Origin of the sequence: Micromonospora aurantiaca ATCC 27029 (assembly GCF_000145235.1) — a bacterium.
Lineage (GTDB): Bacteria > Actinomycetota > Actinomycetes > Mycobacteriales > Micromonosporaceae > Micromonospora > Micromonospora aurantiaca.
The window spans coordinates 2,514,330-2,526,603 of the sequence record NC_014391.1; the positions used below are offsets into that span (position 1 = coordinate 2,514,330).

Below are 12,274 nucleotides of genomic sequence, written 5' to 3' on the forward strand. Positions count from 1 at the left end.
AGTCATGCGAGTCTCTGTCAGTTGGCTGCGGGAGTACGTGGACCTGCCGGCCGACCTGCCCACCGGCGACCTGGAGCAGGCGCTGGTCGACCTCGGCATCGAGGTCGAGTCCGTGGTGGACCTGCGCGAGTCGGTCACCGGCCCGCTGGTCGTCGGCGAGGTCCTGGAGATCGAGGAGCTGACCGGCTTCAAGAAGCCGATCCGCTTCTGCCGGGTCGACGTCGGCGCCGCGAACGGCACCGGTGAGCCGCAGGAGATCGTCTGCGGGGCGCGCAACTTCGCCGTGGGCGACAAGGTCGTGGTGATCCTCCCCGGCGGCGTGCTGCCCGGCGGGTTCGCGATCGGCGCGCGCAAGACGTACGGGCGCAACTCCCACGGCATGATCTGCTCGGCGCAGGAGCTGGGGCTCGGCGACGACCACTCGGGCATCGTCGTGCTGCCCGAGGACGTCAAGGCCCAGCCCGGCGACGACGCCCGGCCCGTCGTCGGCCTGGACGACGTCGTGGTCGAGATGGAGATCACCCCGGACCGCGGGTACGCGCTGAGCGTGCGCGGCATCGCCCGGGAGCTGTCGCACGCGCTCGGCGTGCCGTTCCGCGACCCGGCCGACGCGCCCGCGCCCGGCGCGACCGCCGAGCCGGCGTACCCGGTCGAGGTCCGTGACCCGGTCGGCTGCGACCGGTTCGCGGCGCGGATGGTGCGCGGCGTCGACCCGACGGTCGAGACGCCCGGCTGGATGCGGCAGCGGCTCACGGTGGCCGGGGTGCGTAGCATCTCGCTCGCCGTCGACATCACCAACTACCTGATGCTCGAACTCGGCCAGCCGATGCACGCCTTCGACGCGGACCGGATCGCCGGCACGCTCGTGGTGCGCCGCGCCGAGGCGGGGGAGAAGCTGACCACGCTGGACGGGGTCAACCGCACGCTGTCCGCCGAGGACCTGGTCATCTGCGACGCTGGGCTGCCCAACGCCCTCGCAGGCGAGGACGCCGGCGTTCCGATCTCGCTCGCCGCGGTGATGGGCGGCGAGACCAGCGAGGTGCTCGCCTCCACCACGAACGTGCTGTTCGAGGCGGCGCACTGGGATCCGGCCACCGTCGGCCGTACCGCGCGGCGGCACAAGCTGTTCAGCGAGGCCGCGAAGCGCTGGGAGCGGGGCGTGGACCCGGCGCTGCCGCTCGTCGCGCTGGAAAAGGCGGTCCGGCTGCTCACCGACCTCGCCGGTGGTACGGCAGGCGAGGAGGTGCTCGACATCGACCACGTCGCGCCGCGTACGCCTGTCACGCTGCCGGTGGACCTGCCGTCGCGGCGCGTCGGCGTGACCTACTCGCCGGACCGCGTGGTCGAGCTGCTGGAGCAGGTCGGCTGCACCGTCACCCGCGGCACCGACCGGCTCGCCGAGGACCCGGGCGCCGTCGGCACGGCCGGGGTCGGCCCGGGCGCCGGTGCCGGTGAGGTGCTGACCGTCACGCCGCCGAGCTGGCGGCCCGACCTGACCGACCCGGCCGACCTGGTGGAGGAGGTGGTACGCCTCGACGGCTACGACCGCGTGCCGTCGGTGCTGCCCACCGCGCCGCCCGGCCGGGGCCTGACCTGGCAGCAGCAGCGCCGCCGGGCCGTCGCCCGCTCGCTCGCGGAGCGCGGCTACGTCGAGGTGCTGGCGCAGCCGTTCGTCGCGCCGGAACTGGTCGACCAGCTCGGCCTGCCCGCCGACGACCCGCGCCGCCCCGCGGTACGGCTGGCGAACCCGCTGTCGGAGGAGGAGCCGCTGCTGCGCACCACGCTGCTCGGCCCGCTGCTCGGCATCGTCAAGCGCAACGTCGGCCGGGGCCAGCGGGACGTGGCGATCTACGAGATCGGCACGGTCTTCCACCCGCGTCCCGGCGCCGGCACCCCGCCCGCGATGGGCGTGGACCGGCGGCCCACCGACGAGGAGTTCGCCGCCGCCGACGCGGTCGTTCCCGCCCAGCCCCGGCACGTCGCGGTGGCGCTCACCGGCGAGATCGAACCGGCCGGCTGGTGGGGCGCGGGCCGCACGGCCGGCTGGGCGGACGCCGTCGAGGCGGGCCGGGCGGTGCTCGACGCCGCCGGGATCCCCGCCGACCGGGTGACGGTACGGGCCGGCGAGCGGGCGCCCTGGCACCCGGGCCGCTGCGCCGAACTGGTGGTGGACGACGTGGTCGTCGGCCACGCCGGTGAGCTGCACCCGGCCGTGCTGGCCGCGCTGGAGCTGCCCCGGCGTACCAGCGCCATGGAACTGGACCTGGACGCGCTGCCCGCCGCCCCGCTGGCGGCCGGGCCGACCATCTCCACGTTCCCGCCGGCCCTGATCGACGTGGCGCTGGTGGTGGACGACTCGGTGCCGGCGGCCGAGGTGCGGGCGGCGCTGGTCGAGGGCGCGGGCGCGCTGCTGGAGGACGTCCGCCTGTTCGACGTCTACACCTCCGAGCAGCTCGGCGAGGGACGCAAGTCGCTGGCGTACAAGCTGACGTTCCGCGCCCCGGACCGGACCCTCGCGGGCGAGGAGGCGGTGGCCGCGCGCGACGCGGCGGTAGCGGTAGCCGCCGAGCGTTTCGGCGCCACCCTGCGCGGCGCATGAAAGGAGGGGCCCCCTCTTAACGCCTCCGGTAGAGGAGGGGGCCCCTTTTAACACGCCGGCTCACGCGAGCCGCTGGTGAACGTCATCTCATGGCTATGCAACGCGCCGTATGACCTTGCGGTGGCGCTGCCCCGACCGGTACTCTTCTCTGCATAGTCATGCGGAGGTGGGTATGGGCATTCGGGTTGCCGTGGCCGGGGCGAGTGGATACGCCGGGGGCGAACTGCTGCGCCTGCTCGCCGGTCACCCCGAGTTCGAGCTGATCGCCGCCACCGCACACAGCCAGGCCGGTCAGCCAGTCACCGCCGTACACCCGCACCTCGCGGGCCTCGACCTGGTGTTCGCCGCGACCGAACCGGCGACCCTCGCCGACGCGGACCTGGTCTTCCTGGCCCTGCCGCACGGGCAGTCCGCGGCGCTCGCCGCGGCGCTGCCCGACCCGGTCAAGGTGGTCGACCTCGGCGCTGACCACCGGCTGCGTGACGCCGCCGCCTGGTCCCGCTACTACGGCGGCGAGCACGCCGGTGCCTGGACCTACGGGCTGCCCGAGCTGCCCGGCCAGCGGGCCGAGATCGCCGCCGCGACGCGGGTCGCCAGCACCGGCTGCTACGCGGCGGCGACCACGCTGGCGCTGGCGCCACTGATCGCCGCAGGCGCGGTACGCCCCGACGACGTGGTGGTGGTCGCCGCCTCCGGCACCTCCGGCGCGGGCCGGGCCGCCAAGGCCCACCTGCTCGGCAGCGAGGTGATGGGCGACCTGACCCCCTACAAGGTGGGCGCGCACCAGCACGTGCCGGAGATCAAGCAGGCCACCGGCGCGACCGGCCTGTCCTTCACCCCGGTGCTCGCGCCGATGCCCCGGGGGATCCTGGCCACCGTCACCGCGGTGCCCACCGGCGACGCCGACCCGCGCGCGGTGCTGGCCGCCGCCTACGCCGACGCGCCGTTCGTGCACGTGCTGCCCGAGGAATCGTGGCCGCACACCGCGGCCACCGCCGGGTCGAACTCCTGCCACCTCCAGGCGACTGTGGACGTCGACTCGGGCCGGGTGATCGTGGTCAGCGCGATCGACAACCTGGGCAAGGGCGCGGCCGGCCAGGCCGTGCAGAACGCCAACCTGATGGTGGGTCTCCCCGAGACCACCGGTCTGTCCGTGTTTGGAGTGGCCCCGTGAGCGTCACCGTCCCCCGTGGGTTCCGCGCCGCAGGTGTCGCGGCCGGACTGAAGTCCTCCGGCGCCGCCGACGTCGCCCTCGTGATCAACGACGGCCCGGACGCCGGTGTGGCCGGTGTGTTCACCGCCAACCGGGTCAAGGCCGCGCCGGTGCTGTGGAGCCAGCAGGTCGTGCACGGCGGCGTCGTGCGCGCCGTGGTGCTCAACTCCGGCGGCGCGAACGCCTGCACCGGCCCGGCCGGCTTCCAGGACACCCACGCCACCGCCGAGCACACCGCCGCCGCGATCACCGCGGCGAACGCGCGGCTGATCGTCGGCGCCGGCGAGGTCGCGGTCTGCTCGACCGGCCTGATCGGCGAGCGGCTGCCGATGGACAAACTGCTTCCCGGCGTACGCGAGGCGGTGCGCGGCCTGTCCCGCGACGGCGGCCCGGCGGCCGCCGAGGCGATCATGACCACCGACACCCGGCCCAAGACGACTGTGGCGCAGGGTACGGGCTGGACCGTCGGCGGCATGGCGAAGGGCGCGGGCATGCTCGCCCCGGCCATGGCCACCATGCTCTGCGTGCTCACCACCGACGCGGTGGCCGGGCCGGACGCCCTGGACGCCGCACTGCGCGCCGCCACCCGGATCACGTTCGACCGGATCGATTCCGACGGCTGCATGTCCACCAACGACACGGTGCTGCTGCTGGCCAGCGGCGCCTCCGGCATCGAGCCGACCGCCGAGGAGCTGACGGCCGCGGTCACCGCCGCCTGCCACGACCTGGCCCAGCAGCTCCTGGCCGACGCGGAGGGCGCGACGAAGGAGGTCGCGATCGAGGTGGTCGGCGCGGCGAGCGAGGACGACGCGGTCGAGGTGGGCCGCACGGTGGCCCGCAACAACCTGGTGAAGACCGCGCTGTTCGGCAACGACCCGAACTGGGGCCGGATCCTCGCCGCGGTCGGCACCACGGCCGCCGTGTTCGAGCCGGACGGCGTGGACGTCGCGGTCAACGGCATCTGGGTGTGCCGGGGCGGCGCCGCCGCCGAGGACCGCGCCAAGGTGGACCTCACCGGCCGCGGCGTCACGGTCCGGATCGACCTGCACGCCGGCGCCGACACCGCCACCATCTGGACCAACGACCTGTCCCATGCGTACGTCCACGAGAACTCGGCCTACTCCACATGAACCTCTCCGCTGACCTCACCCGGGCCCAGGCCAAGGCCGCCACGCTGATCGAGGCGCTGCCCTGGCTGGCCCGTTTCTCCGGCGCCACGGTCGTGGTCAAGTACGGCGGCAACGCCATGGTCGACCCCGAACTCCAGCGGGCGTTCGCCGCCGACATGGTGTTCCTGCGCTACGCCGGCCTGAAGCCGGTCGTGGTGCACGGCGGCGGCCCGCAGATCTCCGCCATGCTCGGCCGCCTCGGCATCGCCAGCGAGTTCCGGGGCGGCCTGCGGGTCACCACCCCGGAGGCGATGGACGTGGTCCGGATGGTCCTGGTCGGTCAGGTCGGCCGGGAACTGGTCGGGCTGATCAACGCGCACGGCCCGTACGCGGTCGGCCTCTCCGGCGAGGACGCGGGGCTGTTCACAGCGGTGCGCCGTCCCGCGTACGTGGACGGCGAAGCGGTCGACGTGGGCCAGGTGGGCGACGTGGAGTCGGTGAACGTCTCGGCGGTCACCGACCTGATCGAGGCCGGCCGGATCCCGGTCATCTCGACAGTCGCGCCGGACGCCGACGGGGTGCTGCACAACCTCAACGCGGACACCGCCGCCGCCGCGCTGGCGGTGGCGCTGGACGCCCGCAAGCTGGTCGTGCTGACCGACGTGCCCGGCCTGTACGCCGACTGGCCCGACACGTCCAGCCTGATCAGCGAGATCACCGCGGACGACCTGGCGAAGCTGCTGCCGTCCCTGGAGTCGGGCATGGTCCCGAAGATGGAGGCCTGCCTGCGGGCGGTGCGCGGGGGAGTACCGGCCGCGCACGTCGTCGACGGCCGGGTCGCCCACTCCACGCTGCTGGAAGTGTTCACGTCGGAGGGCTTCGGAACGATGGTGATCGAGTCATGAGCACGCTGGTGCAGCGGTGGAACGCCACCATGATGGACAACTACGGCACGCCGCCGCTGGCGCTCGTCTCCGGCTCCGGCGCCGTCGTGGTCGACGAGACCGGCCGGGAGTACGTCGACCTGCTCGGCGGCATCGCCGTCAACGCGCTCGGCCACGCCCACCCGGCGGTGGTCGCAGCCGTCAGCAAGCAGGTCGCGACGCTCGGGCACGTGTCGAACCTGTTCGTCGCCGAGCCGCCGGTGGCGCTGGCCGAGCTGCTGCTCGCGCTGGCCGGCCGCCCGGGCCGGGTGTTCTTCGCCAACTCCGGCGCGGAGGCCAACGAGGCCGCGTTCAAGCTGTCCCGGCTCACCGGCCGCCGGCACGTGGTCGCCACCCACGGCGGTTTCCACGGCCGGACCATGGGCGCGCTGGCGCTCACAGGGCAGCCCGCGAAGGCCGACCCGTTCCGCCCGCTGCCCGGCGACGTGACCCACGTGCCGTTCGGCGACGCCGACGCGCTGGCCGAGGCGGTCACCGACGACACCGCCATGCTGATCATCGAGCCGATCCAGGGCGAGAACGGCGTGGTCGTCCCGCCGCCCGGCTACCTGGCCGCGGCCCGGCGGATCACCGCCGCGCACGGCGCGCTGCTGGTGCTCGACGAGGTGCAGACCGGCGTCGGCCGGACCGGCCACTGGTTCGCCCACCAGGCCGAGGGCGTCGAGCCGGACGTCGTCACGCTCGCCAAGGGCCTCGGCGGCGGGCTGCCGCTGGGCGCCTGCCTGGCCTTCGGCCGGGCCGCAGACCTGCTCACCCCCGGCTCGCACGGCACCACGTTCGGCGGCAACCCGATCAGTTGCGCCGCCGCGCTCGCTGTCGTCTCCACGATCGCGCACGAGGGCCTGCTCGACCACGTCAAGCGGATCGGCGAGCGGCTGCGCCGGGGCGTCGAGGCGCTCGGGCACCCGCTGGTCCGTGAGGTACGCGGCTCCGGCCTGCTGCTCGGCATCGTGCTCGACCAGCCGGTCTCCGCCGCCGCCGCGGCAGCGCTGCGCGAGGCGGGCTTCCTGGTCAACCCGGTGCAGCCGGACGTGGTCCGGCTCGCCCCGCCGCTGATCCTCACCGCGGCGCAGGCCGACGCGTTCCTCGCCGCGCTGCCGGCCGCGCTGTCCGCCGCCGCGCCCGACGCCACGACCCCGACGGAGGCTCCCGCATGATCCGCCACTTCCTGCGCGACGACGACCTCACGCCCGCCGAGCAGGCCGCCGTGCTCGACCTCGCCGCCCGCATGAAGGCCGACCGGTACGCGCACCAGCCCCTGACCGGGCCGAAGTCGGTGGCGGTGCTGTTCGACAAGCAGAGCCTGCGCACCCGGATCTCCTTCGATGTGGGCATCGCCGAGCTGGGCGGGCACCCGCTCGTGGTGGACACCCAGGTCACCCACTTCGGCCGGGGCGAGACGCTCGCCGACGCGGGCCGGGTGCTGTCCCGCTACGTCGCCGCGATCGTGCTGCGCACCCACGGCGACGACCGGATCGCCGAGGTCGCCGCGCACGCGACGGTGCCGGTGGTCAACGCGCTGACCGACACGTACCACCCCTGCCAGCTGCTGGCCGACCTGCTCACCGTGCGGGAACGGTTCGGCGGGACCGCCGGGCGGATCCTCACGTACGTGGGCGACGCGGCGAACAACATGGCGCACTCGTACCTGCTGGCCGGCGCGACCGCCGGGATGCACGTGCGGATCGCCGGCCCGGCCGGGTTCCAGCCCGACCCGGAGATCGTGGCCCGCGCCGAGAAGATCGCCGCCGCCACCGGCGGCTCGGTCCAGGTGCTCACCGACCCGGCCGAGGCGGTACGCGGCGCGCACGTCGTCGCCACCGACACCTGGACGTCGATGGGGCAGGAGGAGGACGGACTGGACCGGACCACGCCGTTCCTGCCGTACCAGGTCAACGCCGCGCTGCTCGGCCACGCCGACGCCGACGTGATCGTGTTGCACTGCCTGCCCGCCCACCGGGGCGAGGAGATCACCGACGAGGCGCTCGACGGCCCGCACAGCGCGGTGTTCGACCAGGCGGAGAATCGGCTGCACGCCCAGAAGGCGCTGCTGACGTTTCTCCTGGAGGAATCCGCATGACCGCTCCGCTGACCCGCGCCGCGCGGCACGCCCGCATCGTCGAGCTGATCCGCGACACCCCCATCCACTCGCAGACCGAGCTGGCCGACCTGCTCGCCGGCGACGGCATCCAGGTCACCCAGGCCACCCTGTCGCGCGACCTGAAGGAACTGGGAGCGGTGACCGCGCGTGGCGGCGACGGGCGGGGCGTCTACCTGATCCCGGAGGACGGGCACCGGCCGCTGCGCGACGCCGAGGGCGCACCGGCCCGGCTGATCCGGCTGCTGCGGGAGCTGCTCAACGGCGTCGACTCCAGCGGCAACATCGCGGTGCTGCGCACCCCGCCGGGCGCGGCGCAGTACCTCGCCAGCGCACTGGACCGGGCCGGCCTGTCCGAGATCGTCGGCACCATCGCCGGCGACGACACCATCCTCGTCGTGGCCCGCGAGGCCGACGGCGGCGCCGCGCTGGGTGAGCGGCTCGCCGCGTGGGCCCGCCGCGACGACCCAGTCGAAGGGGGCACCTCGTGACCGAGCGGGTCGTGCTCGCGTACTCCGGGGGCCTGGACACCTCGGTCGCCATCCCGTACCTGGCCGAGCGGACCGGCGCGGAGGTGATCGCGGTCGCTGTCGACGTCGGCCAGGGCGGCGAGGACATGACAGTGATCCGGCAGCGCGCGCTCGACTGCGGCGCCGTCGAGTCCGAGGTGGTCGACGCCCGCGACGAGTTCGCCGCCGACTACTGCCTGCCGGCGATCCGGGCCAACGCCCTCTACATGGACCGCTACCCGCTGGTGTCCGCGCTGTCCCGGCCGCTGATCGTCAAGCACCTGGTCGCGGCGGCGCGCGCCTACGGCGGCACGATCGTGTCGCACGGCTGCACCGGCAAGGGCAACGACCAGGTCCGGTTCGAGGTCGGCCTGGCCGCCCTCGCGCCCGACCTGAAGGTCGTCGCGCCGGCCCGGGACTTCGCCTGGACCCGGGACAAGGCGATCGCGTACGCCGAGGAGAAGGGGCTGCCGATCGACGTGTCGGCGAAGTCGCCGTACTCGATCGACCAGAACCTGTGGGGCCGGGCCGTGGAGACCGGCTTCCTGGAGGACATCTGGAACGCCCCGGTCGAGGACCTCTACGCGTACACCGAGGACCCGGCGTCGGAACGCGACCCGGACGACGTGGTGATCACGTTCGACGACGGCGTCCCGGTCGCGATCGACGGCGAGACGGTCACCCCGTACCAGGCGATCCGGGAGCTGAACCGGCGGGCCGGGGCGCACGGCGTGGGCCGGCTCGACATGGTCGAGGACCGGCTGGTCGGCATCAAGAGCCGCGAGGTGTACGAGGCGCCCGGCGCGCTCGCCCTGATCACCGCCCACCAGGAGCTGGAGGCGGTCACAGTCGAGCGGGACCTGGCCCGGTTCAAGCGCGGCGTCGACCAGCGCTGGGGTGAGCTGGTCTACGACGGGCTCTGGTTCTCGCCGCTGAAGCGGTCGCTGGACGCGTTCATCGACGACGCGCAGCGGCACGTCAGCGGCGAGGTACGGCTGCGCCTGCACGGCGGCCGGGCGGTGGTCACCGGCCGGCGCTCCGAGGCGAGCCTCTACGACTTCGGCCTCGCCACCTACGACACCGGCGACACGTTCGACCAGTCGCTGGCGAAGGGATTCGTACGACTGTGGGGACTGCCCAGCACGATGGCCGCGCAACGGGACGCCCGGATGGGAGGGGCCTGATGGGGGGCACCACAATGGGTGGGGTGGACGACAAGAGCCTGACCGAGAACAGCGCCCCCGCCAACCGGACGAGCCTCTGGGGCGGCCGGTTCGCCGGCGGTCCCGCCGAGGCGCTCGCGCGGCTGTCGGTGAGCGTCCAGTTCGACTGGCGCCTCGCCCCGTACGACATCGCCGGTTCCCGCGCGCACGCCCGGGTCCTCGCCGGCGCCGGCCTGCTCGACCCGGACGAACTGGGCCGGATGCTGGCGGCGCTGGACGACCTGGAGGCGGCCTGCGCCTCCGGCGCGTTCCGCCCGACCGTCGACGACGAGGACGTGCACACCGCGCTGGAACGTGGCCTGCTGGAACGGCTCGGCAGCCTCGGCGGCAAGCTGCGCGCCGGCCGGTCCCGCAACGACCAGGTCGCCACCGACCTGCGGCTCTACCTGCGCGACCACGCCCGCGGCGTGGCGGCCCGGCTGGTCGAGCTGGCCGAGGCCCTCGTCGAGCAGGCGGAACGGCACGTGGACACCGCCGCGCCGGGCATGACGCACCTGCAGCACGCCCAGCCGGTGACGTTCGGGCACTGGCTGCTGGCCCACGTGCAGCCGCTGCTGCGCGACCTGGAGCGGATGCGCGACTGGGACGAGCGGACCGCGATCAGCCCGCTCGGCGCGGGCGCGCTGGCCGGCTCGGGACTGCCGCTGGACCCGGTGGCGGTCGCGAAGGAGCTGGGTTTCCGCACCTCGTTCGCCAACTCGATGGACGCGGTCGCCGACCGCGACTTCGTGGCCGAGTTCCTGTTCGTCACCGCGATGATCGGCGTGCACCTGTCCCGCCTCGGCGAGGAGGTGGTGCTCTGGACCTCGCAGGAGTTCGGCTGGGTCGAGCTGGACGACGCCTTCGCCACCGGCTCGTCGATCATGCCGCAGAAGAAGAACGCGGACATCGCCGAGCTGGCCCGGGGCAAGTCCGGCCGCCTGGTCGGCGGCCTGATGAGCGTGCTCACCATGCTCAAGGGCCTGCCCATGACGTACGACCGGGACATGCAGGAGGACAAGGAGCCGGCGTTCGACGCGGTCGACACGCTGGAGCTGCTGCTGCCCGCGCTGGCCGGGATGATCTCCACGATGACGGTCCGGGTGGACCGGCTGGTCGCGAGCGCGCCGTCGGGCTTCTCGCTGGCCACCGAGGTCGCCGACTGGCTGGTGCGGCGCAACGTGCCGTTCCGCGACGCGCACGAGATCACCGGCAAGCTGGTGGCGCTGTGCGCGGCCCGCGACTGCGCGCTGGACGAGGTGTCCGACGCCGACCTGGCCGCGGTGAGCGAGCACCTGGACCCCTCGGTGCGCGACGTGCTCTCGGTGCGCTCGGCGCTCGCCGCCCGCATCACGCCCGGCTCCACCGGCCCCGGCCCGGTCGCCGACCAGCTCGCCGCCGCGGCGGACAAGCTGACCGGCTGGCGGGAGTGGGCCGCCGAGCGGGTCGTACCCCGCTGACCTGCGCGGCTGGTCCGGGGCAGGGCTCGCCCCGTCCCGGACCAGCCGCACGCCCCACGCCGGGCGCCCGACGCGGCGCCCCGCGCCCCGCGCCGAGATCTTGGTACGAAATGGCCCCCATAGGGGCGCTAAGCTTCCAAGATCTACAGCGGTCCTGCCTTGTGGAATGCGGATCCTGCCTTGCGGGACCTCGGGCTGCGGTCTCGGACTTCGGACTCCGCCGCTCGGTGCACCGTCCGATCCAGCGCTGTTCGGTGCTCCGTCCGGTTCTTCGGTCAGCCGGTGGGGCGCTCGCGTTTCGGGAGCTTGGCCACCACCGCGTCGTACGAACCGTCGGCCGCCTCGATCAGCTCGTCGTCCGGGATGCCGCCGGAGAGCCGCAGCGTGTTCCAGCCCGACCGGCCGATGTAGGGGGAGGGGCGTGCGTCGGCCGGGAACCGGTGCAGCCACTCGTCGGCCACCTCCCGGGACGCCCCGCACTTCACCCCGAGACGGGCCTCACCGTCGGGGGAGCCGAGGAACGCGAAGATGCGGCTGCCCACCTTCACCACCTCGTCGCCCTCCCACGGCCGGTCGAGCCAGGCTCCCGGCTTGGCCAGGCAGTAGGCCAGCATCTCCTCGCGCGTCATCGCGTCCTCCCGTGCCGTCGTCCGGCACAGTCTCGCCCGCCGCTGTGACAGCCCGCGCCGCCGGGCGGCCGGTCAGTCGCCGGTGCCGGTGCGGACGGTGAGCCGCTCGTAGCGCTGCCGGGCCGCCTGGGCGCTGCCCAGCCCCAGCCCGAAGGCGATCGCCTGCCAGGTCATGCCCCGGCCGCGGGCCACCTGCAACAGGCCGGCCTCCAGCGCGTCCACCTCGGCCCGCACGTGCGGGATCAGCGTCAGCGCGGCCATCAGGTCGGCCTGGTCGACGGGCTCCTCACCCTCGTCCAGCTCGGCGCCCCCGGCCAGCGCCATCACCAGCGTGGCCGCCTCGTAGGCGTCGGGCACGTCCGGGTGGGCGTAGCGCCGGCGGCGGGAGTTGGTGCCGGCGTGCCGCTCGGCGATCCGCAGCAGCGCCGCGTAGTTGCGGTGCGCCCGGGCCTGGGCAGCATCCGGAGCGGTGAACGGGTCGTTGTCCACGGTGACCATGCCGTCCATCCCA

The 12,274-nt window shown here is 74.1% G+C and carries 11 protein-coding genes; 9 read left to right on the plus strand and 2 right to left on the minus strand.

The window, feature by feature from the left end:
* Positions 1-4 precede the first annotated feature (4 nt).
* The 9 genes from MICAU_RS11815 to argH all read left to right on the plus strand — a co-directional run bounded on the left by MICAU_RS11815 (position 5) and on the right by argH (position 11,134).
* On the plus strand, positions 5-2,599 hold the full coding sequence (locus MICAU_RS11815) for a phenylalanine--tRNA ligase subunit beta (RefSeq protein WP_013285544.1): 2,595 nt from the start codon (positions 5-7) through the stop codon (positions 2,597-2,599).
* 172 nt (positions 2,600-2,771) lie between these two features.
* Positions 2,772-3,773 carry an N-acetyl-gamma-glutamyl-phosphate reductase gene (argC, locus tag MICAU_RS11820; protein ID WP_013285545.1) on the plus strand — a complete coding sequence of 334 codons (1,002 nt, stop codon included), beginning with the start codon at positions 2,772-2,774 and terminating at the stop codon, positions 3,771-3,773.
* Positions 3,770-4,942, plus strand: coding sequence for a bifunctional glutamate N-acetyltransferase/amino-acid acetyltransferase ArgJ (argJ, locus tag MICAU_RS11825; protein WP_013285546.1), 1,173 nt, complete (start codon positions 3,770-3,772; stop codon positions 4,940-4,942). The genes argC and argJ overlap by 4 nt, the downstream gene beginning before the upstream one ends.
* The gene (argB, locus tag MICAU_RS11830; protein ID WP_013285547.1) at positions 4,939-5,826 is read left to right on the plus strand and encodes an acetylglutamate kinase; all 888 of its coding nucleotides are present in this window, start codon (positions 4,939-4,941) and stop codon (positions 5,824-5,826) included. The genes argJ and argB overlap by 4 nt, the downstream gene beginning before the upstream one ends.
* Positions 5,823-7,022 carry an acetylornithine transaminase gene (locus MICAU_RS11835; RefSeq protein ID WP_013285548.1) on the plus strand — a complete coding sequence of 400 codons (1,200 nt, stop codon included), beginning with the start codon at positions 5,823-5,825 and terminating at the stop codon, positions 7,020-7,022. The genes argB and MICAU_RS11835 overlap by 4 nt, the downstream gene beginning before the upstream one ends.
* Entirely contained in the window at positions 7,019-7,945 is a 927-nt protein-coding gene (gene argF / locus MICAU_RS11840; protein WP_013285549.1) for an ornithine carbamoyltransferase, read from the plus strand. The genes MICAU_RS11835 and argF overlap by 4 nt, the downstream gene beginning before the upstream one ends.
* The gene (locus MICAU_RS11845; protein ID WP_013285550.1) at positions 7,942-8,454 is read left to right on the plus strand and encodes an arginine repressor; all 513 of its coding nucleotides are present in this window, start codon (positions 7,942-7,944) and stop codon (positions 8,452-8,454) included. Before argF ends, MICAU_RS11845 begins: the two co-directional genes overlap by 4 nt.
* Positions 8,451-9,656 carry an argininosuccinate synthase gene (locus MICAU_RS11850; protein ID WP_013285551.1) on the plus strand — a complete coding sequence of 402 codons (1,206 nt, stop codon included), beginning with the start codon at positions 8,451-8,453 and terminating at the stop codon, positions 9,654-9,656. The genes MICAU_RS11845 and MICAU_RS11850 overlap by 4 nt, the downstream gene beginning before the upstream one ends.
* Positions 9,657-9,670: 14 nt before the next feature.
* A complete protein-coding gene (gene argH, locus MICAU_RS11855) occupies positions 9,671-11,134 on the plus strand; it encodes an argininosuccinate lyase (RefSeq protein WP_030271078.1) in 1,464 nt (487 codons plus the stop codon).
* A 275-nt stretch (positions 11,135-11,409) separates the two neighbouring features.
* On the opposite strand, the gene MICAU_RS11860 is transcribed toward argH, so the two are convergent.
* Both MICAU_RS11860 and MICAU_RS11865 read right to left on the minus strand, forming a co-directional pair.
* Positions 11,410-11,763 carry an MmcQ/YjbR family DNA-binding protein gene (locus tag MICAU_RS11860; RefSeq protein WP_013285553.1) on the minus strand — a complete coding sequence of 118 codons (354 nt, stop codon included), beginning with the start codon at positions 11,761-11,763 and terminating at the stop codon, positions 11,410-11,412.
* A 72-nt stretch (positions 11,764-11,835) separates the two neighbouring features.
* On the minus strand, positions 11,836-12,261 hold the full coding sequence (locus MICAU_RS11865) for a hypothetical protein (protein WP_013285554.1): 426 nt from the start codon (positions 12,259-12,261) through the stop codon (positions 11,836-11,838).
* Between the last annotated feature and the right edge of the window lie 13 nt (positions 12,262-12,274).

Excerpts from the sequence above, each read along its gene's own strand:
- MICAU_RS11845 (WP_013285550.1), top strand. The coding sequence starts at position 7,942 with ATGACCGCTCCGCTGACCCGCGCCGCGCGGCACGCCCGCATCGTCGAG.
- MICAU_RS11865 (WP_013285554.1), bottom strand. The coding sequence starts at position 12,261 with ATGGTCACCGTGGACAACGACCCGTTCACCGCTCCGGATGCTGCCCAG.
- argB (WP_013285547.1), top strand. The coding sequence starts at position 4,939 with ATGAACCTCTCCGCTGACCTCACCCGGGCCCAGGCCAAGGCCGCCACG.
- argH (WP_030271078.1), top strand. The coding sequence starts at position 9,671 with ATGGGTGGGGTGGACGACAAGAGCCTGACCGAGAACAGCGCCCCCGCC.
- argF (WP_013285549.1), top strand. The coding sequence starts at position 7,019 with ATGATCCGCCACTTCCTGCGCGACGACGACCTCACGCCCGCCGAGCAG.
- MICAU_RS11835 (WP_013285548.1), top strand. The coding sequence starts at position 5,823 with ATGAGCACGCTGGTGCAGCGGTGGAACGCCACCATGATGGACAACTAC.
- MICAU_RS11815 (WP_013285544.1), top strand. The coding sequence starts at position 5 with ATGCGAGTCTCTGTCAGTTGGCTGCGGGAGTACGTGGACCTGCCGGCC.
- argC (WP_013285545.1), top strand. The coding sequence starts at position 2,772 with ATGGGCATTCGGGTTGCCGTGGCCGGGGCGAGTGGATACGCCGGGGGC.
- MICAU_RS11860 (WP_013285553.1), bottom strand. The coding sequence starts at position 11,763 with ATGACGCGCGAGGAGATGCTGGCCTACTGCCTGGCCAAGCCGGGAGCC.